This is a genomic window from Micromonospora sonchi (genome assembly GCF_014646235.1).
GTDB classification, from domain to species: Bacteria; Actinomycetota; Actinomycetes; order Mycobacteriales; family Micromonosporaceae; genus Micromonospora; species Micromonospora sonchi.
Genome location: NZ_BMNB01000003.1, coordinates 174,762 through 187,942, shown reverse-complemented (window position 1 = coordinate 187,942; position 13,181 = coordinate 174,762). Strand labels below are relative to the sequence as shown.

Sequence of the window (13,181 nt, the reverse complement as noted above, 5' to 3'; positions counted from 1 at the left end):
TCTCAGAGTTTGATGTCGTAGCGGTCTTGGTTTTCGTGGCTATTGCGCAAGATGCGCGGGTTGGGGCTCATGCCGCCATTCATGCGTCCCTGCTGCACGCGCTCGGCGTCGAAGCGGCGGATCTGGTTATCGAGGCTTGTCCAGCCGTTGCGGCCGATGATGTCGGCAGCGCGAAGCACCTTCGCGGGATCGACCTTGTCTTCGACGAGGAGACGTTTCGCGTCTCGGCCGACCCTGTTGCGGATCCCCGAGGTGGGATCGTCCAGGCCGGCTTCGCGGGATGCGTCGATGAACGCCTTGATCACGTCGCTGGCGGTTACGCCGCTGCTGCTTGATGGCTTTCGAGGACGGGGAGGCGTCGGGGTGCGTTCGGAGGGCTGCTCGGGGAAGAGTCCGTCGTCGTCGGCTACGCCGGGGGCGACCCCTTCCGTAGGAAGGGTTATCTCCTCTCCTCTCATCTCATCTGCTATCGGTTTGCCATCGTTTTGCCATGGCACTTGCTCAGCGTTTGCTATGGCACTTGCCATAGCATTTGGCATGGCACTTGCTATGGCACTTGCCATCTCTCGGTCCGGTTCGGGCTCCGCCTCCCCTTTCGGCTCCCCGCCCTTCGACTTGCCGCCCGGCTTGCTCCACCGGGTCTGCGCGCCGCGCCTGCCTGCGGCCCGACGCTTGTCAGTCAGGTCGCGAACCTCACCCGCCGACCGCTGGTGCTGGAGGTAGTCGTGGACGACACCGTGCCCCGCCTTGGGCTGCTCGCAGCGTTCACAGTCGTGCCCGGCGACGTGCCACAGCCCCTGTTCAATGAGCGCTTCGGCGACCGACTCTCCGACGTTCGCCATCCGCATCACGCCACGCAGCGGGAAATGCCCGTCGGTGAGCGACTGGGCGCTGTAGCAGAGCGCCACCACGTACGCCCAGCCGGCGGCCGGGTCGTCAATGGAGTAGAGCTTGGGGTTGGTCGGCAGGTCCACGGACACGCGGACGTAGGGCCGTGGATCGGCGGGTGCCTCGCTGCGAGCGACCATGCGTGCTGGCTCCAGGGGTTGAGGGGTGGCTAGGCGGCGTTCTGGTCGGCGGCGATGTGGCGCCACCGGTCGCGGGGGCCGGGCTCGCTGACGGCGGTCGGCAGGTGGTTCTCCAAGGCGTCGCTGACGACGCGGTAGAGGCTGACTTTCTGCCGGTCGGCGACGCGTTGCGCGGCTTCCCAGAGGGGCACGTCGCGGTCGGGGATGTAGAGGGTCTTGTTGGGCACACTGATCTCCCGTGGTCGATTGCGTGGATGTACACGTGGATATCCAAAGACTAGTTGACCGTGGATATCCACGCAAGCCAGCGTTTGATCCGCTGGATATCCAGCCGCTACCCTCTGCACATGACGCCCGCCAACCGGCCGACCCACACGCCGCACCGACCCATACGGGTCGAGGACGAGCTGTGGAAGCCGTTCGGCAAGGTCGCGGGCGAACGCAACCGGTCCGGGATCATCCGCCAGTTCATCGCCTGGTACCTGCGGCAGCCCGGCGCACGCCTCCCCGAACGTCCCCCCGCGCGACGCCCGGACAAGCCAGAGACAGTCGACTAGCCCGGCGCCCCCGCAGCGTCGGGCTTTCGCGCTACCCCCACTCACGGCGCACCGTCCACCACAACCGTCGCCGCATCCACCACCGGCCCCAACCGCTCCCGCGCCTCAGCAGGCAGATACGTCACACGAGACGGCTCACCCAGCACGCCCACCACCACATCGACATGCGCGGCGGCGAGCGGGGTCCATTGGCGGGTGGTGACCGACCCGTCGGGGTGTTGGATGACGTGCATGAGCATGTGCCGCCCGCCCATCACGCCACCTCCGGCAGGTTGACGACGGTCACGGGGCGGCGCGGCGCCGGCAGCGGCGTGGGTGGCGACGGCTCGACCGGCGGCGGCGTGTACGGGGGCAGGCCGGCGAGACGCCGATAGTCGTCGTCCAACGCCTCCAACTGGGCGTTGATGTCTGCCAGCGTGACGGCCGGTTGAGGGCGGGCGGGCCGGCAGCGGTCGCATTTGTCGCGCAGGCACCAGTGGAGGCCGGCGACGTCAACACCCGGCTCGTGCATCACCACCAGCGCGGCTAATCCTCGGGCCATCTGGTCGAACGTGTTGGCGACCCGCGTGCGCTTGGCGCCGTTGCGGTTGGCGTCAACGAACTGCAACAGGTCACCCCGCTCACCGACAGCGCGTGCCGCGTCGGCAGCCCACCAGCGGGCGGTGACATCCCGGTCGGCGGCGGGCCGGGCCAGCAGGTCGGCCAGGTGCAGGGGGACGGCGAGGCGCAGCGACTCTACGAGGGTGGTGTCGTCGGCGAGACGTGTCACGTTCATTCCGATCGATGGACGGCGGGGAACGGGTTGGGGCGCGGCCCACCGGCAGGCAGGTCCGCGCCCCGTTTCCGCAGGTCAGGGATCAGAAAGGAGGTTCCTCATCGAAGTTGCCGCCACCCGACCGGGCGCCGCTCGCAGCCGGCGCGCCCGTCGACCACGGGTCATCGCCGCCGCCGTTGCCCTGGCCGTTGCTCGACCGCGCGAGCTTCTGCGGCCTCGCCGTGGCGAACTTGAGCGAAGGGCCAATGCCGTCGATCATCAGCTTCATCGCGGACCGCTTCTCACCCTCGCGGGTCTCGTAGCGTTCCGTCTTGAGCCGGCCGTACACGACGACCTCCGCGCCCCGCATCAGGGACTCGGCGACGTTCTCCGCTTCCTGCTTGAAGACGGTGCCGTCAACGAACAGGGTGTCCGCGTCTTCCCACTGCTGCGTTTCGGGATTCTTGCGGCGGCTGTTGAAGGCGAGACGTACCCGGCACACGGCAACACCGGAGGGGGCGAATCTGAGTTCCGGATCATCCAAGAGCCGGGCGGTGCCGAAGATCGGGGGAAGGCTCATGCTGCTGTCCTCTCGTTGGTGCGGCCGGTGGCCGCGTGGTTGGGGTTGATGTCGAGTTGGGCGGCCTGCGCGGCGATCTGCCGGGCCTGCCACTCCGTGATGCCGAACTCTCGGGCGAACGGCTTCCGACCGGCGACCCGCCCGGCCGCCTGCTCCCGGTCACACCACACCCGGTACAGGTGCGCCTGCTCGGCGGCAGTGAGCCGACCGACCGGCATGTCGCCGTCCAACGCCCAGCCCACATACCGCAGCGACACAGGCCGCTCCGGTATCGGCCCGGTCAGGCTGCCTTCCACCGGCCACCCGTCCGGGTCATCAATGTCGTCCCACGCGGCGAGCGGCACCCACCCCTGCTGGATGGCGTAGGTGCGGGCTTTGCGGCAGGTGCCGGGCGTCGCCTCAAGCTGGGCGGCGAGCCGGGCGATGGTGTGGTGGGTTCGGCGGGTGATCAGCTGGGTGCAGTGGGCTCGCCATTCTTTGACCGGGTTGATGCTGATGCCGAGGTGCCGGGCGAGTGTGGGGGCGCTGTGTCCGGCGTAGGTGAGTCCTTGGAGCCGGCGTGCGGTGCCGATGGCGGGCACGTAGTAGTCGGTGAGGGCGCCGAGGATGGCGGCTTTCTCTCGTGCGGCTTGGCGGATGCGTCCGCGTTGCTGGCAGGCGGGGCATCCTGCGGTGTAGCGGGGGTGCTGGTCGCATTTGCTGGTGTGGGGGCGTGCGGGGCGGCGGATGGCGCCGCCCCGCACGATGGTGAGGGTGGTCATCGGGACACCCTGATGGGCATGATCAGATACCGGTGGGGGTAGGTGTCCTGCTCGTCCCGCTCTCCGTCGTCCGCCTGCCCGCTGGTCACGGCGGGGGAGATGACAGCGGGCTTGAACGCGTCCAACATTTCGATGAGGGCGTGACCGCCACCCATGCTGGACAGGCCGCCAACCAGGTAGTCGGGGTTGAAGCCGATGGTGATCTGGTCGCCGGCCTTGTAGTGGCTGATCTGCATCGACTCGGACGCCCGCGCCTCCTCCGTGCCGCCCGCTTCCACCAAGAGCGTGTCGGAGCCGGGGGTGAAGGTGAGCAGCACGGGCGTGGTGCGCTCGGCCACCAACGCGACCCGCTTGACGACCTGCACCAGTTCGTCTGCCGGAACGACCGCTGACGCGGCGACCTCCTTGGGAAACAGGCTGCGGACGGGCGGATAGTTGGCGCCGTCGAGCAGCCGGGAGGTCATGCGCCGCCCGGCCGCCTCGAACCCGACCATGCCCTCACCGGCGCTGGCAGCGGACAGGGCCAGGGTGATCGGGTCGGAGCCGACGGCTAGCGTTTTCGCCACCTCGGTCAGCGTCTTCGCTGGCACGAGGATCTGCGTCGAGATGTCCGGGTCGGCGGGCTGCCACTCGATCTCACGGACGGCCAGCCGGTACCGGTCGGTGGCGAGCATGGACAGCTTGGTGCCGTCGATCTCGATGCGGACGCCGGTCATGAGCGGCAGCGTGTCGTCCCGGCTGGCGGCGATGGCGGTCTGCGCGACGGCCTGGGCGAACACAGCCGCGTCGATGGTGCCGACGCCCTCCGGCATGTCGGGCAGGGTGGGGTAGTCCTCCACCGGCATCGTCGGCAGCGTGAACCGGGCGGACCCGCACACGAGTTCCAGAAGGGCGCCGACAGTGGTCAACTCGACGGGCTTGGCCGGCAGCGCCTTGGCGATCTCGGCTAGCAGCCTGCCGGAAGCCAGCACCGAACCGGGGTCACCGCCGCCGCCGATGGCAACGGCGACTTGGGTGGACACCTCGTAGTCGAAGCCTTCTGCGGTCAACGTGTCGCCGTCGAACGTGAGTTTGATGCCGGCGAGGACAGGCACGGATGCTTTCTGGGGGAGGCTGCGGGCGATCCAGGCGACGATGTCTGCGAACTCGTCCCGGCCGATGGTGAGCTTCATGAGGCGGCTCCTTCCGTGGGAGCGGTCGTGGTGGGCCATGTGCGCCAGTTGATGTGGGAGCGGGACGCGGTCGGGCCGCGCTGCCCCTGGTAGTGCGACGACAGGCCGGCTGATCCGTACGGCCAGCGGGACGGGCCGGACAGTTGGAACACGCACAACTGGCCGATGCGCATGCCGGCGTGCAGCAGCAGCGGACGCGGCGCCAGATTGACCAGCTCCAACGTGATGTGTCCGGAGAAGCCGGGGTCGATGAAGCCGGCGGTCACGTGGGTGGCGAGGCCGAGACGCCCGACGCTCGATTTGCCTTCCACGCGGGCCGCCAACGTGGCGTCCAGGGTGACCCGCTCGACCGTGGAAGCGAGCACCATCTGACCCGAACCGAGCGGATACGTGCCGTTGTTGTCGGCCATGTCGATGGGGATCATCGGGTTGTCGGCGGCCGGGTCGATGACACCGCCGTGCGGCCACGCCAGCAGATGCCGATCCAACCGGACGTCGATGCTGGATGGTTGGAGTAGCTGCGGCTCGTGGGGCTCGATGATGAGCCGGCGGGCGCCGATGGCGCGGGCCAAGTCTTCGTCGCAGAGCAGCATCACGACACCTCCGCGTGCCGGCTGGCCGCAACCTCGGTGCCGTCCGGCAGCAGCGTGATCACGTAGTCGGCGAACACGTTCGGCGCGACCCGGCGAACCTGCCGCAGCATCTCCACCGCCAACTGGCGGATCTCCACGTCGGCGTGCTCGGTGGCGCGGATGTCGATGAAGTGGCGGACCGCCCGGTAGTTGCCGGTCACCAAAATCCGTGTCTCGGTGGCGTTGGGCAGCACCGCCCGCGCGGCTTGCCGGGCCTGCTTGCGCCGCAGGGTCGGGTCTGCCACCTCGGTGAAGTGGACTTCCAGCCCCGCCAGCAGGTCGTTGTAGGCGGCCTGCGCGTCGGCTGCGGCCTGAGCGAACCGCTTGTGTAGCTCCGGGTTAGCAGCGATCACGTCGGGTTCGACCATCGCCGCGTCCCGCTCCGGCACATACCGCTGCGACAACTGTGAGTAAGAAAGGTGGCGTGAGCGGATCAGTTCGTGAGTGAACGACCGGGACACGCCGGTGAAGTAGAAGCTGACCGACCCGTGTTCGAGCACGCTGAGGTGGCCGACTTCGATGATGTGGGCGAGGTAGCCGGCGTTGGTGGCGGTGGCGGGTCGGCCTTTCTTCCACGCCTCGTAGCAGGCGCGACCGCCGAATTCGCATAGCGCCTGTCCGCCGTCGGCGTCGGTTTCCCAGCCGGTGAGGTCGCGGGCAAGGTCGGCGTCGAAGTGGGTCCACGCGAGCAGGTGGACGGCCGGCTGAACGAACTCGGGCATCAGGACACCGCCGAATCCTGGAACACGATGTTGACGGCCGGTCCGGGGCGGTGGTTGCTGGCCCGCCACTCCTGCCCTTTGCGCGTGGGTTTGAGGACGCCGCCGGGGTAGACGGTGATGTGGCCGCCGTCTTCTGCCGCGTACACGAGGTCATCGATGTCGTTGCCTGCAATGTCGGTGTGCCGCCAGTTGGTGAAGCGGATTCGGTCGTCGCGGATCAGGTCGAGCAGGTGGTGCAGGTCGATGTCGTCCATGGGCTGTTCCTGGGGGGTGGGGCCCGCCCCGATGGTGGGGCGGGCCAGACTGGTGGTGGTCACGCGGCAACCTCGGTGGGGCTGGCCTTGTGGGCGCGGCGTTCGTCGGCGTCCATGCCGCCGAAAATCCCGTCATCGATGCCGGCCTCGATCGCGTAGTTGAGGCAGCCGTTCTTGGAGAAGGCGGGGCAGCGGCGGCAGACGTCCTTGGCCTGCTCGGCTTGGGCGAGGGCGGGGCCGCTGCTGCCGATCGGCCAGAACAACCCCGGATCTTCGTCACGGCAGACGGCGTCGTCCCGCCAGTCGCGGGGCCGGATGCTGCTGCGGCGGTCGGTGGTGAAGTTGAAGCGGCTCACGACGCCACCGCCCCAACGTTGTGACGGGCTGCCCGGCGGATTAAGACGTCGCCGTGGCAGAGCAGCCCCGGCTCGCACGGGCAGGCGAGATCCTTTCCAGCGAGCGTGTGCAGTTCGGCGAGGATCCGCAGGCGGCGGGCCGGCTCAACGTGCGCGTAGTCGCCGTCGAGCCACGCGTCGTAGGCGGTCACGCACACCTTGCGGGCGTCGGCTTCGTTGTCGGCGACCTCGGCGTCGAGGCAGTCGGCGAGGGTGAACGGGTTGCCCCACCGGCTGGTGCGGTCCACGATGACGGCGTTGTCGGGCCTGCGCCAGCCGGCGACACGCTTGCGTTGGATCCGCTGCGGGCTCACGCGGCCACCGCCACACGCTCGGCCGGGTACTCCCGGATCCGCAGGTGCTCCGGCCAGTCCAGCCAGTCACCGCCCTTACCGGAGCCGGCCCACACCTTCCCCAACTGCTTGACGAACACCGCCGTGTCGGCGGCACGGGCCTTGCCGATCAGATCCTCAACCCAACCGATCTCCATCGGGCGGGAACCCGGACCGGACTCGCCACCGATGATCAGCCAGTCGATGCCGGCCAGGTCGAGCGACGGCAGCGGTCCCAGCAGCGGCTCGGCGGAGATGAACCGGACGGCGGCCGGGGTGTCACGCAGGGCGTCGGCCCGGCGGACGTGCTCGTCGGACTCGACACTCGTGCCCAACCACGCGTTCGGAAGGGGCAGCATCTCGTCGGTGCACAACTGCGGCAGGCGGCCCATGTCCCGACTCAGACCCGGCACGTAGGCGGGGGCATACGGGGTGGTCGCCCACTCCATCGCCGACTTGAAGTGCACACCGGGGCGATGCCCGGCACCGCAGCCGCACAGGTCGGTGAGGATCCGCGCCATCCGCTCGGGCCGCTTGGTGAGAATCTGGAAAACGTGCTGCGGGGTGGCGGCCATGACCGCGAACACCTGCGCCAGGAAGTCACGCGGCACGCGGGCGTGGAACAGATCGGACATGCTGTTGACGAACACGGTGCGCGGCTTGCGCCACGACAGCGGCGTACCCAGCTCGTCGGGGTGGACGGTGAGCGCGAAGCCGGGGCCGGAGGTGACGGGGTGGCCGTCGTTCTGGTACTTGGCCTGCCCCATGGCCTTGAGGCGTCGGGCCATGCCGAGGGCGTAGCAGTTGTCGCAGCCGGCGCTGATCTTGTCGCAGCCGGTGGTGGGGTTCCAGACGGCGCCGATGGTGCCGGGCCGCTGGGTCCATTCGATGCTGGTGTCAGCCATTGGCGTACTCCTTGACGGGCATGGGGGTCGGGTTGGGGTTCATGGCGAGCTGCCAGGCGCGCAGCTTGGCGGCGGACACGTGCGCGGCGGCGAGCGGCGGCACAATCCAGCCGGTGTTCCGCCGGTACGCCTTCTCGCTGGCTTCGCGCTGGGCTGCGGCGAGGGTGAGGATCTGCGCGTCGGTGAGGTTGAGGACGGTGGCGGCGTTCATCGGGGGCTCCTTACGGTGGTGGTGTTGAGGGCGTGGGCGAGCGCGCACGCAAGGTCGAGCGCGTCGGTGCGGTCGAGCGGACGGGCGTTCAGGTAGATCCGGCCGGCGAAAATGGACACGGTGTGGCCGGCGCGGCTGGTATACGGCAAGCGATGCCAGCGGCACAGATCGGTAGCAGCCAGCAGCGCGATCGACAGGTCCAGGGCATCCGTGGCGGGCAACGCGATGCCGTCCAGGCGGATGGCGCCGTCGACCACCGCCACCGTGAAGACGGGGCTGGCGTACGGCAGCGCCACACGGGCGACGTCCAGCACGGCGAGGCTAGGCATGGGTTGCCGCCAGCAGATCCGCAGCACCCGCAGCCCGAACGGCGATCGTCGCGCCCGGCTGCTCACCGGGGCGGCAGTGCCGCTTACGTCCCTGGATCTCGACCACCCGCGAGTCGTCGGCGAGCACCCCGCCGTCAACGAGCGCGTCGAGCACGTTGCGGGCGTGCTTGTCGATGTCCCCGGACGAGCGGGTGGCAGGCCAGGTGATGCGCCGCTTCGGTGCGGAGGCTGGCACCGGAACCCGGATCTCGAATGCCACCGTGGCCGGCTCGTTGAGCGGGTTGCCGTGGTGCTGCTGACGGGCCGCCCACGCCATCTGCTGCCGCCACGTGCCGGAGCCGGCGACCTGCTCAACCAGCCGGCCCCGCCCGATGTGTTTGAGGCTGCCTTTCGGTTTGGGCATGCCGACGACCTCGATACGGGTGGTGGTCACTGGCCCTCACCTGCCAGCAGCGCCTGACGGCGACCCGAGGTGATGGCCCCGAACTCCCGAATGTCGATGCCCTTCGCGCCGAGCCGGATGGCTTCTTCGCGCTTCGCGTCAACCACGTCGTAGTGCCAGTGCACGCACGGCAGGAACGAGTGGCAGGGCCGCTTGCACGTCTGGAACCAGTCGCGGCGCAGACCCAGCTTGGCGGCGAAGTCGTGTAGTTCCTGCTCGGTGTCGGCGGTTAGGTGTGACCAGCGGCCGGAGATACGTCCGACGCGGGCGGGACGGCGGAAGTTGTCGACGTAGACGGTCACCACGCCACCGCCTCAGACAGTTCGTGCCGCACCTGACCCACAACGTGCTCGTCCGGCGTCCACAACCCGAGAGCGCCCCGCGCCGAAACCGGCTTCGCCAGCCTGCGCACGTTCGCCAACACCAGATGCTTGGCGACCCTGACCCCGTGCATCCGCTGGCCCCACGGCTCGCAGCAGGTGCCCGGCTCGCCGGTGAGGGTGGGGATCGTGTCGGCGTCGTGCACGTCAACCAGGTCGGCGACGGCGATGACCATGCCGTGGTCGAAGTGGGAGACGCTGCCTTGCCGAAGGTTGAGGGCCTTCTGAACGCGCGGGTCGAAGATGGCGGGGGTGTCGATCTGCTGGCTGGTGTGGACGAGCAGCGGACCCCGGTAGTTGGTGCCGGATGCGCGGTTCTCGATCGTCTTCGCGCCGGAGGCGATGCACGAGGCCCAGGGCTCGCGGACAGTGATGGCCTTCACGGCTTCACCGCCTCGGCGTCTGCCAGGCGACGCTCGGCGGCGTGACGGGCCAGCATGTCGGCGTAGCTCTCCACCCCCGCGCATTCGTGACCGATGCTGCGGTCGAACACCTTCTGCGCGTCACCGCGACCCGACGTGCTCCATCCGCAGTGCTTGCACATGACGCGGGAGCGGAACCCGGAGATGAAGAGGAACAGTCGATGCTTCATGCGGTCACCTGCTCGTCCGCGACCTCGGTCAGGGTTCCCTCGCCCGCCAGCAGCGCAGCCCACCCCAACGGCACACCCGCACCCGGCTCACCCGCCCACCAGCACGGCGGAGCCTGCGGAAAGGTGGTGCGGACGTACACGGTGCCGGTGGTGCCGCCAACCACCCGGTCGATGTCCGGCTCCGGGACCGCCGACCATGAGCACGGCTCCTGCTCCCGGCAGTCAGGGCAGCCGTAGCCGGAGCAGATGTCGCACGGCTCCTGCATGTTCGGCAGGGCGTCCACAGCGGCGATCAGCGCGGCCATGCGCGGGAACTTGGTGTTGGCGGGCTTGCTGAACTGTGCCCGCCACCGGCTGGCGGCGTCGGCGAGCGCGGTCAGCTTCTCGTTCTGGGCGCGTACCTCCGCCAGTTCGGCGGCCGGAACCAGCGCACCGGGCGTACCGGCCGACAGGTACGCCACCAGCGCGGCCACGTCCGCCTCATCGAGCTGCACCGAGGGGCCGTCGTTGCCGCCGGGCGGGGCAATCCACGCGCTGACGTGGCCGTCGTCGGTGCGCTCGATGTTGAGGCTGGCTCCGGCGGTGTCGTGGATGGTGAGGGCGGTGAAGTCATCGCCGTGCACGAGGTTGGCGGTCACGCCGCCACCCCCGCCGCCGCATTCAGCCCGGCCGCCATCGCCTTCGCCTGCGCGAACCGCACCGCAGCCGACTCGGCCTCGTTCCCCTCGCCGTCGATGTATAACTCCAACTCGAACACCTGATCGCCGGCCATGTGGACGCCGTCCGGCAGCCGCAGTCCGCCGTCGTCCTCGATCGGGGCGCAGGTGCCACGGGCGACACCGATACGGACCTCACCGTCGCCGCCCAGGTCATCGGCGGCGTCCTCGGCGCTCTGGTACACCCAGCCGTCAACGGACGCCAGGTAGGCGACCCACGGGCTGTCGTTGCTGGTCTGCTGGTTGGTCATGGTTTGCCTCCTCAGGCTGGGGTGTGGTCGTGGTTGGGGGAGAGGGAAGTCATGCCGCCGTCCGGGCACAGCAGCACCCAACCCCGGCGAATCAGCACCGGCGCCGTCTCGGCGTCCTGGTGCTCGCGGAGAATCCAGCCCATCCGCTCGGCTTCGGCGCGCGCCTCGCCGACCGGGTTTGTCACCCGACGGTGATGCAACTGGCAGGCGCCTAACAGCCAGGCGGCACCGTTGATCCGGTCGTGGGCGGCACCATGCCGGCCGCCCTGCTTCCGGTTCAGGCGGTGGTGGCGTTCCTGCTGAGGGCGGGGGCAGGCAGGCCACTCGCACATGCCGCCGGAGCGGGCATCCACGAGGTTTTTGACGGCGCGGGTGGGGCCGGTGTCTCGGCGCGGCTTCGGCTTCACATCCTTGGCGACGGTGCGGGACAGTCCGGCGCCGCTGTTGACCAGCGTGGACCACGGGCGCGACACACCCTGCTCGGCCAGCGCGGCAAGACGCTTCGCCGAGAACGGACGCAACCCGGTACGGCGCTCCATCACCGCTCACCCAGCACGCCGTGAACCTGCGCCACATTCTTCGACAGGGCCGTGATCACCACAGACTGCGAGTTCAACGTCCGCAACTGGTCGCTAGCCGTCTCCCTCGCCGCCGTAGCCACCTCGTACGCGGTGCGCTGATCGGCGCACCGCTCGTCCACCCACGCATCCCGGTCAGCGACCGTGTAGCCGCCCCGCTCGACACGGGGGCACTCCGGCGACAACATCAGCCGGCGGCGGGCAGCCTCGTACTCCTTCTTGGCGTCCACCTCGGCGTCGCGGAGGGTGGCGAGGCTTCGGGCGGTGTCGTGCATGGCGCGCAGCACCCAGCGCATGTAGGTCTGGGCTTCCAGCAGCGACAGGGAGTCGTATTCCGCTTCTTCCCACGCGTAGCTCACTGGATCTGGCCCTTCTCGACCTCGGCGAGGAACGTCGCCATCTGCCAGCCGTTGATCTCGTCCGACGGCTTGTTGAACCGGGCGCAGATCCGCTCCTCAAGTGCCGCCGAATTCCACTTCCGCTTGCCGGCGGCGGCCTGGATCTGCACCCACAGCGCGTCGGCGTTCGGCTCGTCAACGTCGGCCTCCACCGCCGGTTCGGCGGCAGGCGCGGCAGGCGTGTCGGCGGCGGCCCGCTCCTGCGCGGGCTGCTTCGGGGTGGCACCCAAGGCGGCGGCCCGGTCTTGCAGCTTTCGCTTCGCCGCCTCCGTCAACACCCCGTCGTCGCGGGCCTCATTCCAGAGGGTCTGCAACTGGGGGATCGACTCCACCTTGTCGGCAAGCCGGATCACGTCCGCTTCGGTCAGCTTCTCCCCATCATGCTCGGCGGCGGTGGCCTCGATGGCGGCAAGCTGACGGGCCGCAACCTGGCGGCGGTCGGCGGCGCGGAACGCCTCCAACATCGCCTCGGTGCCGCCCTGAATCTGACGGGTGGTGACGCTGTCGATGAACAGCATCGGCACCATGAACTCGTAGGTTTCGACCTTCTCCTGACCGTTCTTGATGATCAGGTGCTTCTCCTTGTGGGGCACCATCATCAGTTGAGCCGGAACACGGGCGTTGTCAGGCAGCGCGGCAATCCAATCCGCGACGTGCCCGCCCAACCCCTTGGTGGCGGCGTTGATGCCGTGGCTGTCGACCCGCCACACCCCGAAGCCGGGAACGTCGGCGAGCATCACCGACGCGCGCACGGTCGGCTTGCACACCTCGCCCGGCTTGAGGTCACGGCCAGCGGCGTACGCGGACTCTTTGACGGGCGCACACATGCACGGGGTGTTCCGCTTGGCCTCGGTGATGCCGTCGCAGCGGCGCTGCATCACCCCGCCGCCCCACATCTCATACCAGGGGTCGATCTTCTGGCGTGCTACGTAGACGGGCACCTGGGAGACGTTGGTGATGACCTCGAACTCCGGGCCGGACGATCCCTGCCAGTTGCGGACCTCGCCGCCGTACTGGCGGGCAACCTCCTCGATGAGGTGCCGGGCGGCGGACGTGAACCGCAGCGTCTGCAACTTCTCCGGGCGCATCCGGCCGTTGTTGCCGGGCACGCGCTGTCCGAGGCGGATGCGCCCAACCTCGGCAAGCTGCTTCTGGCGTTCCTTCAAATCGTTCAGAGGCATGGGTGTCTCCT

At 69.1% G+C, this 13,181-nt stretch carries 25 protein-coding genes; 1 reads left to right on the top strand and 24 read right to left on the bottom strand.

Translation table 11 applies throughout. The features are described from left to right. Window positions 1-2 precede the first annotated feature (2 nt). Together IEY61_RS04785 and IEY61_RS04780 are read right to left on the bottom strand one after the other, a co-directional pair. Complete coding sequence (locus tag IEY61_RS04785) at window positions 3-980, bottom strand: hypothetical protein (protein ID WP_189041003.1); 978 nt, start codon at window positions 978-980, stop codon at window positions 3-5. 77 nt (window positions 981-1,057) lie between these two features. Continuing rightward, window positions 1,058-1,255 (bottom strand): hypothetical protein, encoded by a 198-nt coding sequence (locus IEY61_RS04780; protein WP_189041002.1) that lies wholly within the window; start codon window positions 1,253-1,255, stop codon window positions 1,058-1,060. A 120-nt stretch (window positions 1,256-1,375) separates the two neighbouring features. On the opposite strand from IEY61_RS04780, the gene IEY61_RS04775 reads away from it, so the two are divergent. Beyond that, window positions 1,376-1,585, top strand: coding sequence for a hypothetical protein (locus IEY61_RS04775; RefSeq protein WP_189041001.1), 210 nt, complete (start codon window positions 1,376-1,378; stop codon window positions 1,583-1,585). Window positions 1,586-1,626: 41 nt separating this feature from the next. On the opposite strand, the gene IEY61_RS04770 is transcribed toward IEY61_RS04775, so the two are convergent. The 22 genes from IEY61_RS04770 to IEY61_RS04665 form a co-directional block, all read right to left on the bottom strand. Beyond that, window positions 1,627-1,839 (bottom strand): hypothetical protein, encoded by a 213-nt coding sequence (locus IEY61_RS04770; protein ID WP_189041000.1) that lies wholly within the window; start codon window positions 1,837-1,839, stop codon window positions 1,627-1,629. After that, a complete protein-coding gene (locus IEY61_RS04765) occupies window positions 1,839-2,360 on the bottom strand; it encodes a hypothetical protein (RefSeq protein WP_189040999.1) in 522 nt (173 codons plus the stop codon). The genes IEY61_RS04770 and IEY61_RS04765 overlap by 1 nt, the downstream gene beginning before the upstream one ends. 82 nt (window positions 2,361-2,442) lie before the next feature. Beyond that, a complete protein-coding gene (gene ssb, locus IEY61_RS04760) occupies window positions 2,443-2,919 on the bottom strand; it encodes a single-stranded DNA-binding protein (RefSeq protein WP_189040998.1) in 477 nt (158 codons plus the stop codon). Next, window positions 2,916-3,680 (bottom strand): hypothetical protein, encoded by a 765-nt coding sequence (locus IEY61_RS04755; RefSeq protein ID WP_189040997.1) that lies wholly within the window; start codon window positions 3,678-3,680, stop codon window positions 2,916-2,918. Before IEY61_RS04755 ends, ssb begins: the two co-directional genes overlap by 4 nt. Further along, a complete protein-coding gene (gene dnaN / locus IEY61_RS04750; RefSeq protein WP_189040996.1) occupies window positions 3,677-4,852 on the bottom strand; it encodes a DNA polymerase III subunit beta in 1,176 nt (391 codons plus the stop codon). The genes IEY61_RS04755 and dnaN overlap by 4 nt, the downstream gene beginning before the upstream one ends. After that, complete coding sequence (gene dcd / locus IEY61_RS04745) at window positions 4,849-5,445, bottom strand: dCTP deaminase (RefSeq protein ID WP_189040995.1); 597 nt, start codon at window positions 5,443-5,445, stop codon at window positions 4,849-4,851. Before dcd ends, dnaN begins: the two co-directional genes overlap by 4 nt. Further along, window positions 5,445-6,206: an FAD-dependent thymidylate synthase gene (gene thyX / locus IEY61_RS04740; protein ID WP_189040994.1), complete on the bottom strand. Its 762-nt coding sequence runs from the start codon at window positions 6,204-6,206 to the stop codon at window positions 5,445-5,447. Before thyX ends, dcd begins: the two co-directional genes overlap by 1 nt. Then, entirely contained in the window at window positions 6,206-6,460 is a 255-nt protein-coding gene (locus tag IEY61_RS04735) for a hypothetical protein (protein WP_189040993.1), read from the bottom strand. Before IEY61_RS04735 ends, thyX begins: the two co-directional genes overlap by 1 nt. Window positions 6,461-6,519: 59 nt before the next feature. Further along, window positions 6,520-6,816: a WhiB family transcriptional regulator gene (locus IEY61_RS04730; protein WP_189040992.1), complete on the bottom strand. Its 297-nt coding sequence runs from the start codon at window positions 6,814-6,816 to the stop codon at window positions 6,520-6,522. Then, window positions 6,813-7,169: a DUF4326 domain-containing protein gene (locus IEY61_RS04725; protein ID WP_189040991.1), complete on the bottom strand. Its 357-nt coding sequence runs from the start codon at window positions 7,167-7,169 to the stop codon at window positions 6,813-6,815. The genes IEY61_RS04730 and IEY61_RS04725 overlap by 4 nt, the downstream gene beginning before the upstream one ends. After that, on the bottom strand, window positions 7,166-8,092 hold the full coding sequence (locus IEY61_RS04720) for a DUF5131 family protein (RefSeq protein WP_189040990.1): 927 nt from the start codon (window positions 8,090-8,092) through the stop codon (window positions 7,166-7,168). The genes IEY61_RS04725 and IEY61_RS04720 overlap by 4 nt, the downstream gene beginning before the upstream one ends. After that, complete coding sequence (locus IEY61_RS04715) at window positions 8,085-8,303, bottom strand: hypothetical protein (protein ID WP_189040989.1); 219 nt, start codon at window positions 8,301-8,303, stop codon at window positions 8,085-8,087. Before IEY61_RS04715 ends, IEY61_RS04720 begins: the two co-directional genes overlap by 8 nt. Then, the gene (locus IEY61_RS04710; protein WP_189040988.1) at window positions 8,300-8,617 is read right to left on the bottom strand and encodes a hypothetical protein; all 318 of its coding nucleotides are present in this window, start codon (window positions 8,615-8,617) and stop codon (window positions 8,300-8,302) included. Before IEY61_RS04710 ends, IEY61_RS04715 begins: the two co-directional genes overlap by 4 nt. Window positions 8,618-8,624: 7 nt before the next feature. Further along, complete coding sequence (locus tag IEY61_RS04705; RefSeq protein ID WP_189040987.1) at window positions 8,625-9,065, bottom strand: RusA family crossover junction endodeoxyribonuclease; 441 nt, start codon at window positions 9,063-9,065, stop codon at window positions 8,625-8,627. Beyond that, a complete protein-coding gene (locus IEY61_RS04700) occupies window positions 9,062-9,376 on the bottom strand; it encodes a DUF4031 domain-containing protein (RefSeq protein WP_189040986.1) in 315 nt (104 codons plus the stop codon). Before IEY61_RS04700 ends, IEY61_RS04705 begins: the two co-directional genes overlap by 4 nt. Then, the gene (locus IEY61_RS04695) at window positions 9,373-9,837 is read right to left on the bottom strand and encodes an ASCH domain-containing protein (RefSeq protein WP_189040985.1); all 465 of its coding nucleotides are present in this window, start codon (window positions 9,835-9,837) and stop codon (window positions 9,373-9,375) included. Before IEY61_RS04695 ends, IEY61_RS04700 begins: the two co-directional genes overlap by 4 nt. After that, entirely contained in the window at window positions 9,834-10,046 is a 213-nt protein-coding gene (locus IEY61_RS04690) for a hypothetical protein (protein ID WP_189040984.1), read from the bottom strand. Before IEY61_RS04690 ends, IEY61_RS04695 begins: the two co-directional genes overlap by 4 nt. Further along, window positions 10,043-10,684, bottom strand: coding sequence for a hypothetical protein (locus IEY61_RS04685; RefSeq protein WP_189040983.1), 642 nt, complete (start codon window positions 10,682-10,684; stop codon window positions 10,043-10,045). Before IEY61_RS04685 ends, IEY61_RS04690 begins: the two co-directional genes overlap by 4 nt. After that, window positions 10,681-11,013, bottom strand: coding sequence for a hypothetical protein (locus IEY61_RS04680; RefSeq protein ID WP_189040982.1), 333 nt, complete (start codon window positions 11,011-11,013; stop codon window positions 10,681-10,683). The genes IEY61_RS04685 and IEY61_RS04680 overlap by 4 nt, the downstream gene beginning before the upstream one ends. Window positions 11,014-11,024: 11 nt before the next feature. After that, complete coding sequence (locus IEY61_RS04675; protein ID WP_189040981.1) at window positions 11,025-11,552, bottom strand: hypothetical protein; 528 nt, start codon at window positions 11,550-11,552, stop codon at window positions 11,025-11,027. Continuing rightward, on the bottom strand, window positions 11,552-11,950 hold the full coding sequence (locus IEY61_RS04670) for a hypothetical protein (protein ID WP_189040980.1): 399 nt from the start codon (window positions 11,948-11,950) through the stop codon (window positions 11,552-11,554). The genes IEY61_RS04675 and IEY61_RS04670 overlap by 1 nt, the downstream gene beginning before the upstream one ends. Next, the gene (locus IEY61_RS04665) at window positions 11,947-13,170 is read right to left on the bottom strand and encodes a recombination directionality factor (RefSeq protein ID WP_189040979.1); all 1,224 of its coding nucleotides are present in this window, start codon (window positions 13,168-13,170) and stop codon (window positions 11,947-11,949) included. Before IEY61_RS04665 ends, IEY61_RS04670 begins: the two co-directional genes overlap by 4 nt. Window positions 13,171-13,181: the final 11 nt, after the last annotated feature.

What these genes read in the sequence shown, in the direction of transcription:
- IEY61_RS04755 (WP_189040997.1), bottom strand. Translation starts at nt 3,680, where the DNA reads ATGACCACCCTCACCATCGTGCGGGGCGGCGCCATCCGCCGCCCCGCA.
- IEY61_RS04665 (WP_189040979.1), bottom strand. Translation starts at nt 13,170, where the DNA reads ATGCCTCTGAACGATTTGAAGGAACGCCAGAAGCAGCTTGCCGAGGTT.
- IEY61_RS04720 (WP_189040990.1), bottom strand. Translation starts at nt 8,092, where the DNA reads ATGGCTGACACCAGCATCGAATGGACCCAGCGGCCCGGCACCATCGGC.
- IEY61_RS04735 (WP_189040993.1), bottom strand. Translation starts at nt 6,460, where the DNA reads ATGGACGACATCGACCTGCACCACCTGCTCGACCTGATCCGCGACGAC.
- dnaN (WP_189040996.1), bottom strand. Translation starts at nt 4,852, where the DNA reads ATGAAGCTCACCATCGGCCGGGACGAGTTCGCAGACATCGTCGCCTGG.
- ssb (WP_189040998.1), bottom strand. Translation starts at nt 2,919, where the DNA reads ATGAGCCTTCCCCCGATCTTCGGCACCGCCCGGCTCTTGGATGATCCG.
- thyX (WP_189040994.1), bottom strand. Translation starts at nt 6,206, where the DNA reads ATGCCCGAGTTCGTTCAGCCGGCCGTCCACCTGCTCGCGTGGACCCAC.
- IEY61_RS04765 (WP_189040999.1), bottom strand. Translation starts at nt 2,360, where the DNA reads ATGAACGTGACACGTCTCGCCGACGACACCACCCTCGTAGAGTCGCTG.
- IEY61_RS04775 (WP_189041001.1), top strand. Translation starts at nt 1,376, where the DNA reads ATGACGCCCGCCAACCGGCCGACCCACACGCCGCACCGACCCATACGG.
- IEY61_RS04690 (WP_189040984.1), bottom strand. Translation starts at nt 10,046, where the DNA reads ATGAAGCATCGACTGTTCCTCTTCATCTCCGGGTTCCGCTCCCGCGTC.
- IEY61_RS04675 (WP_189040981.1), bottom strand. Translation starts at nt 11,552, where the DNA reads ATGGAGCGCCGTACCGGGTTGCGTCCGTTCTCGGCGAAGCGTCTTGCC.
- dcd (WP_189040995.1), bottom strand. Translation starts at nt 5,445, where the DNA reads ATGCTGCTCTGCGACGAAGACTTGGCCCGCGCCATCGGCGCCCGCCGG.
- IEY61_RS04680 (WP_189040982.1), bottom strand. Translation starts at nt 11,013, where the DNA reads ATGACCAACCAGCAGACCAGCAACGACAGCCCGTGGGTCGCCTACCTG.
- IEY61_RS04715 (WP_189040989.1), bottom strand. Translation starts at nt 8,303, where the DNA reads ATGAACGCCGCCACCGTCCTCAACCTCACCGACGCGCAGATCCTCACC.
- IEY61_RS04770 (WP_189041000.1), bottom strand. Translation starts at nt 1,839, where the DNA reads ATGGGCGGGCGGCACATGCTCATGCACGTCATCCAACACCCCGACGGG.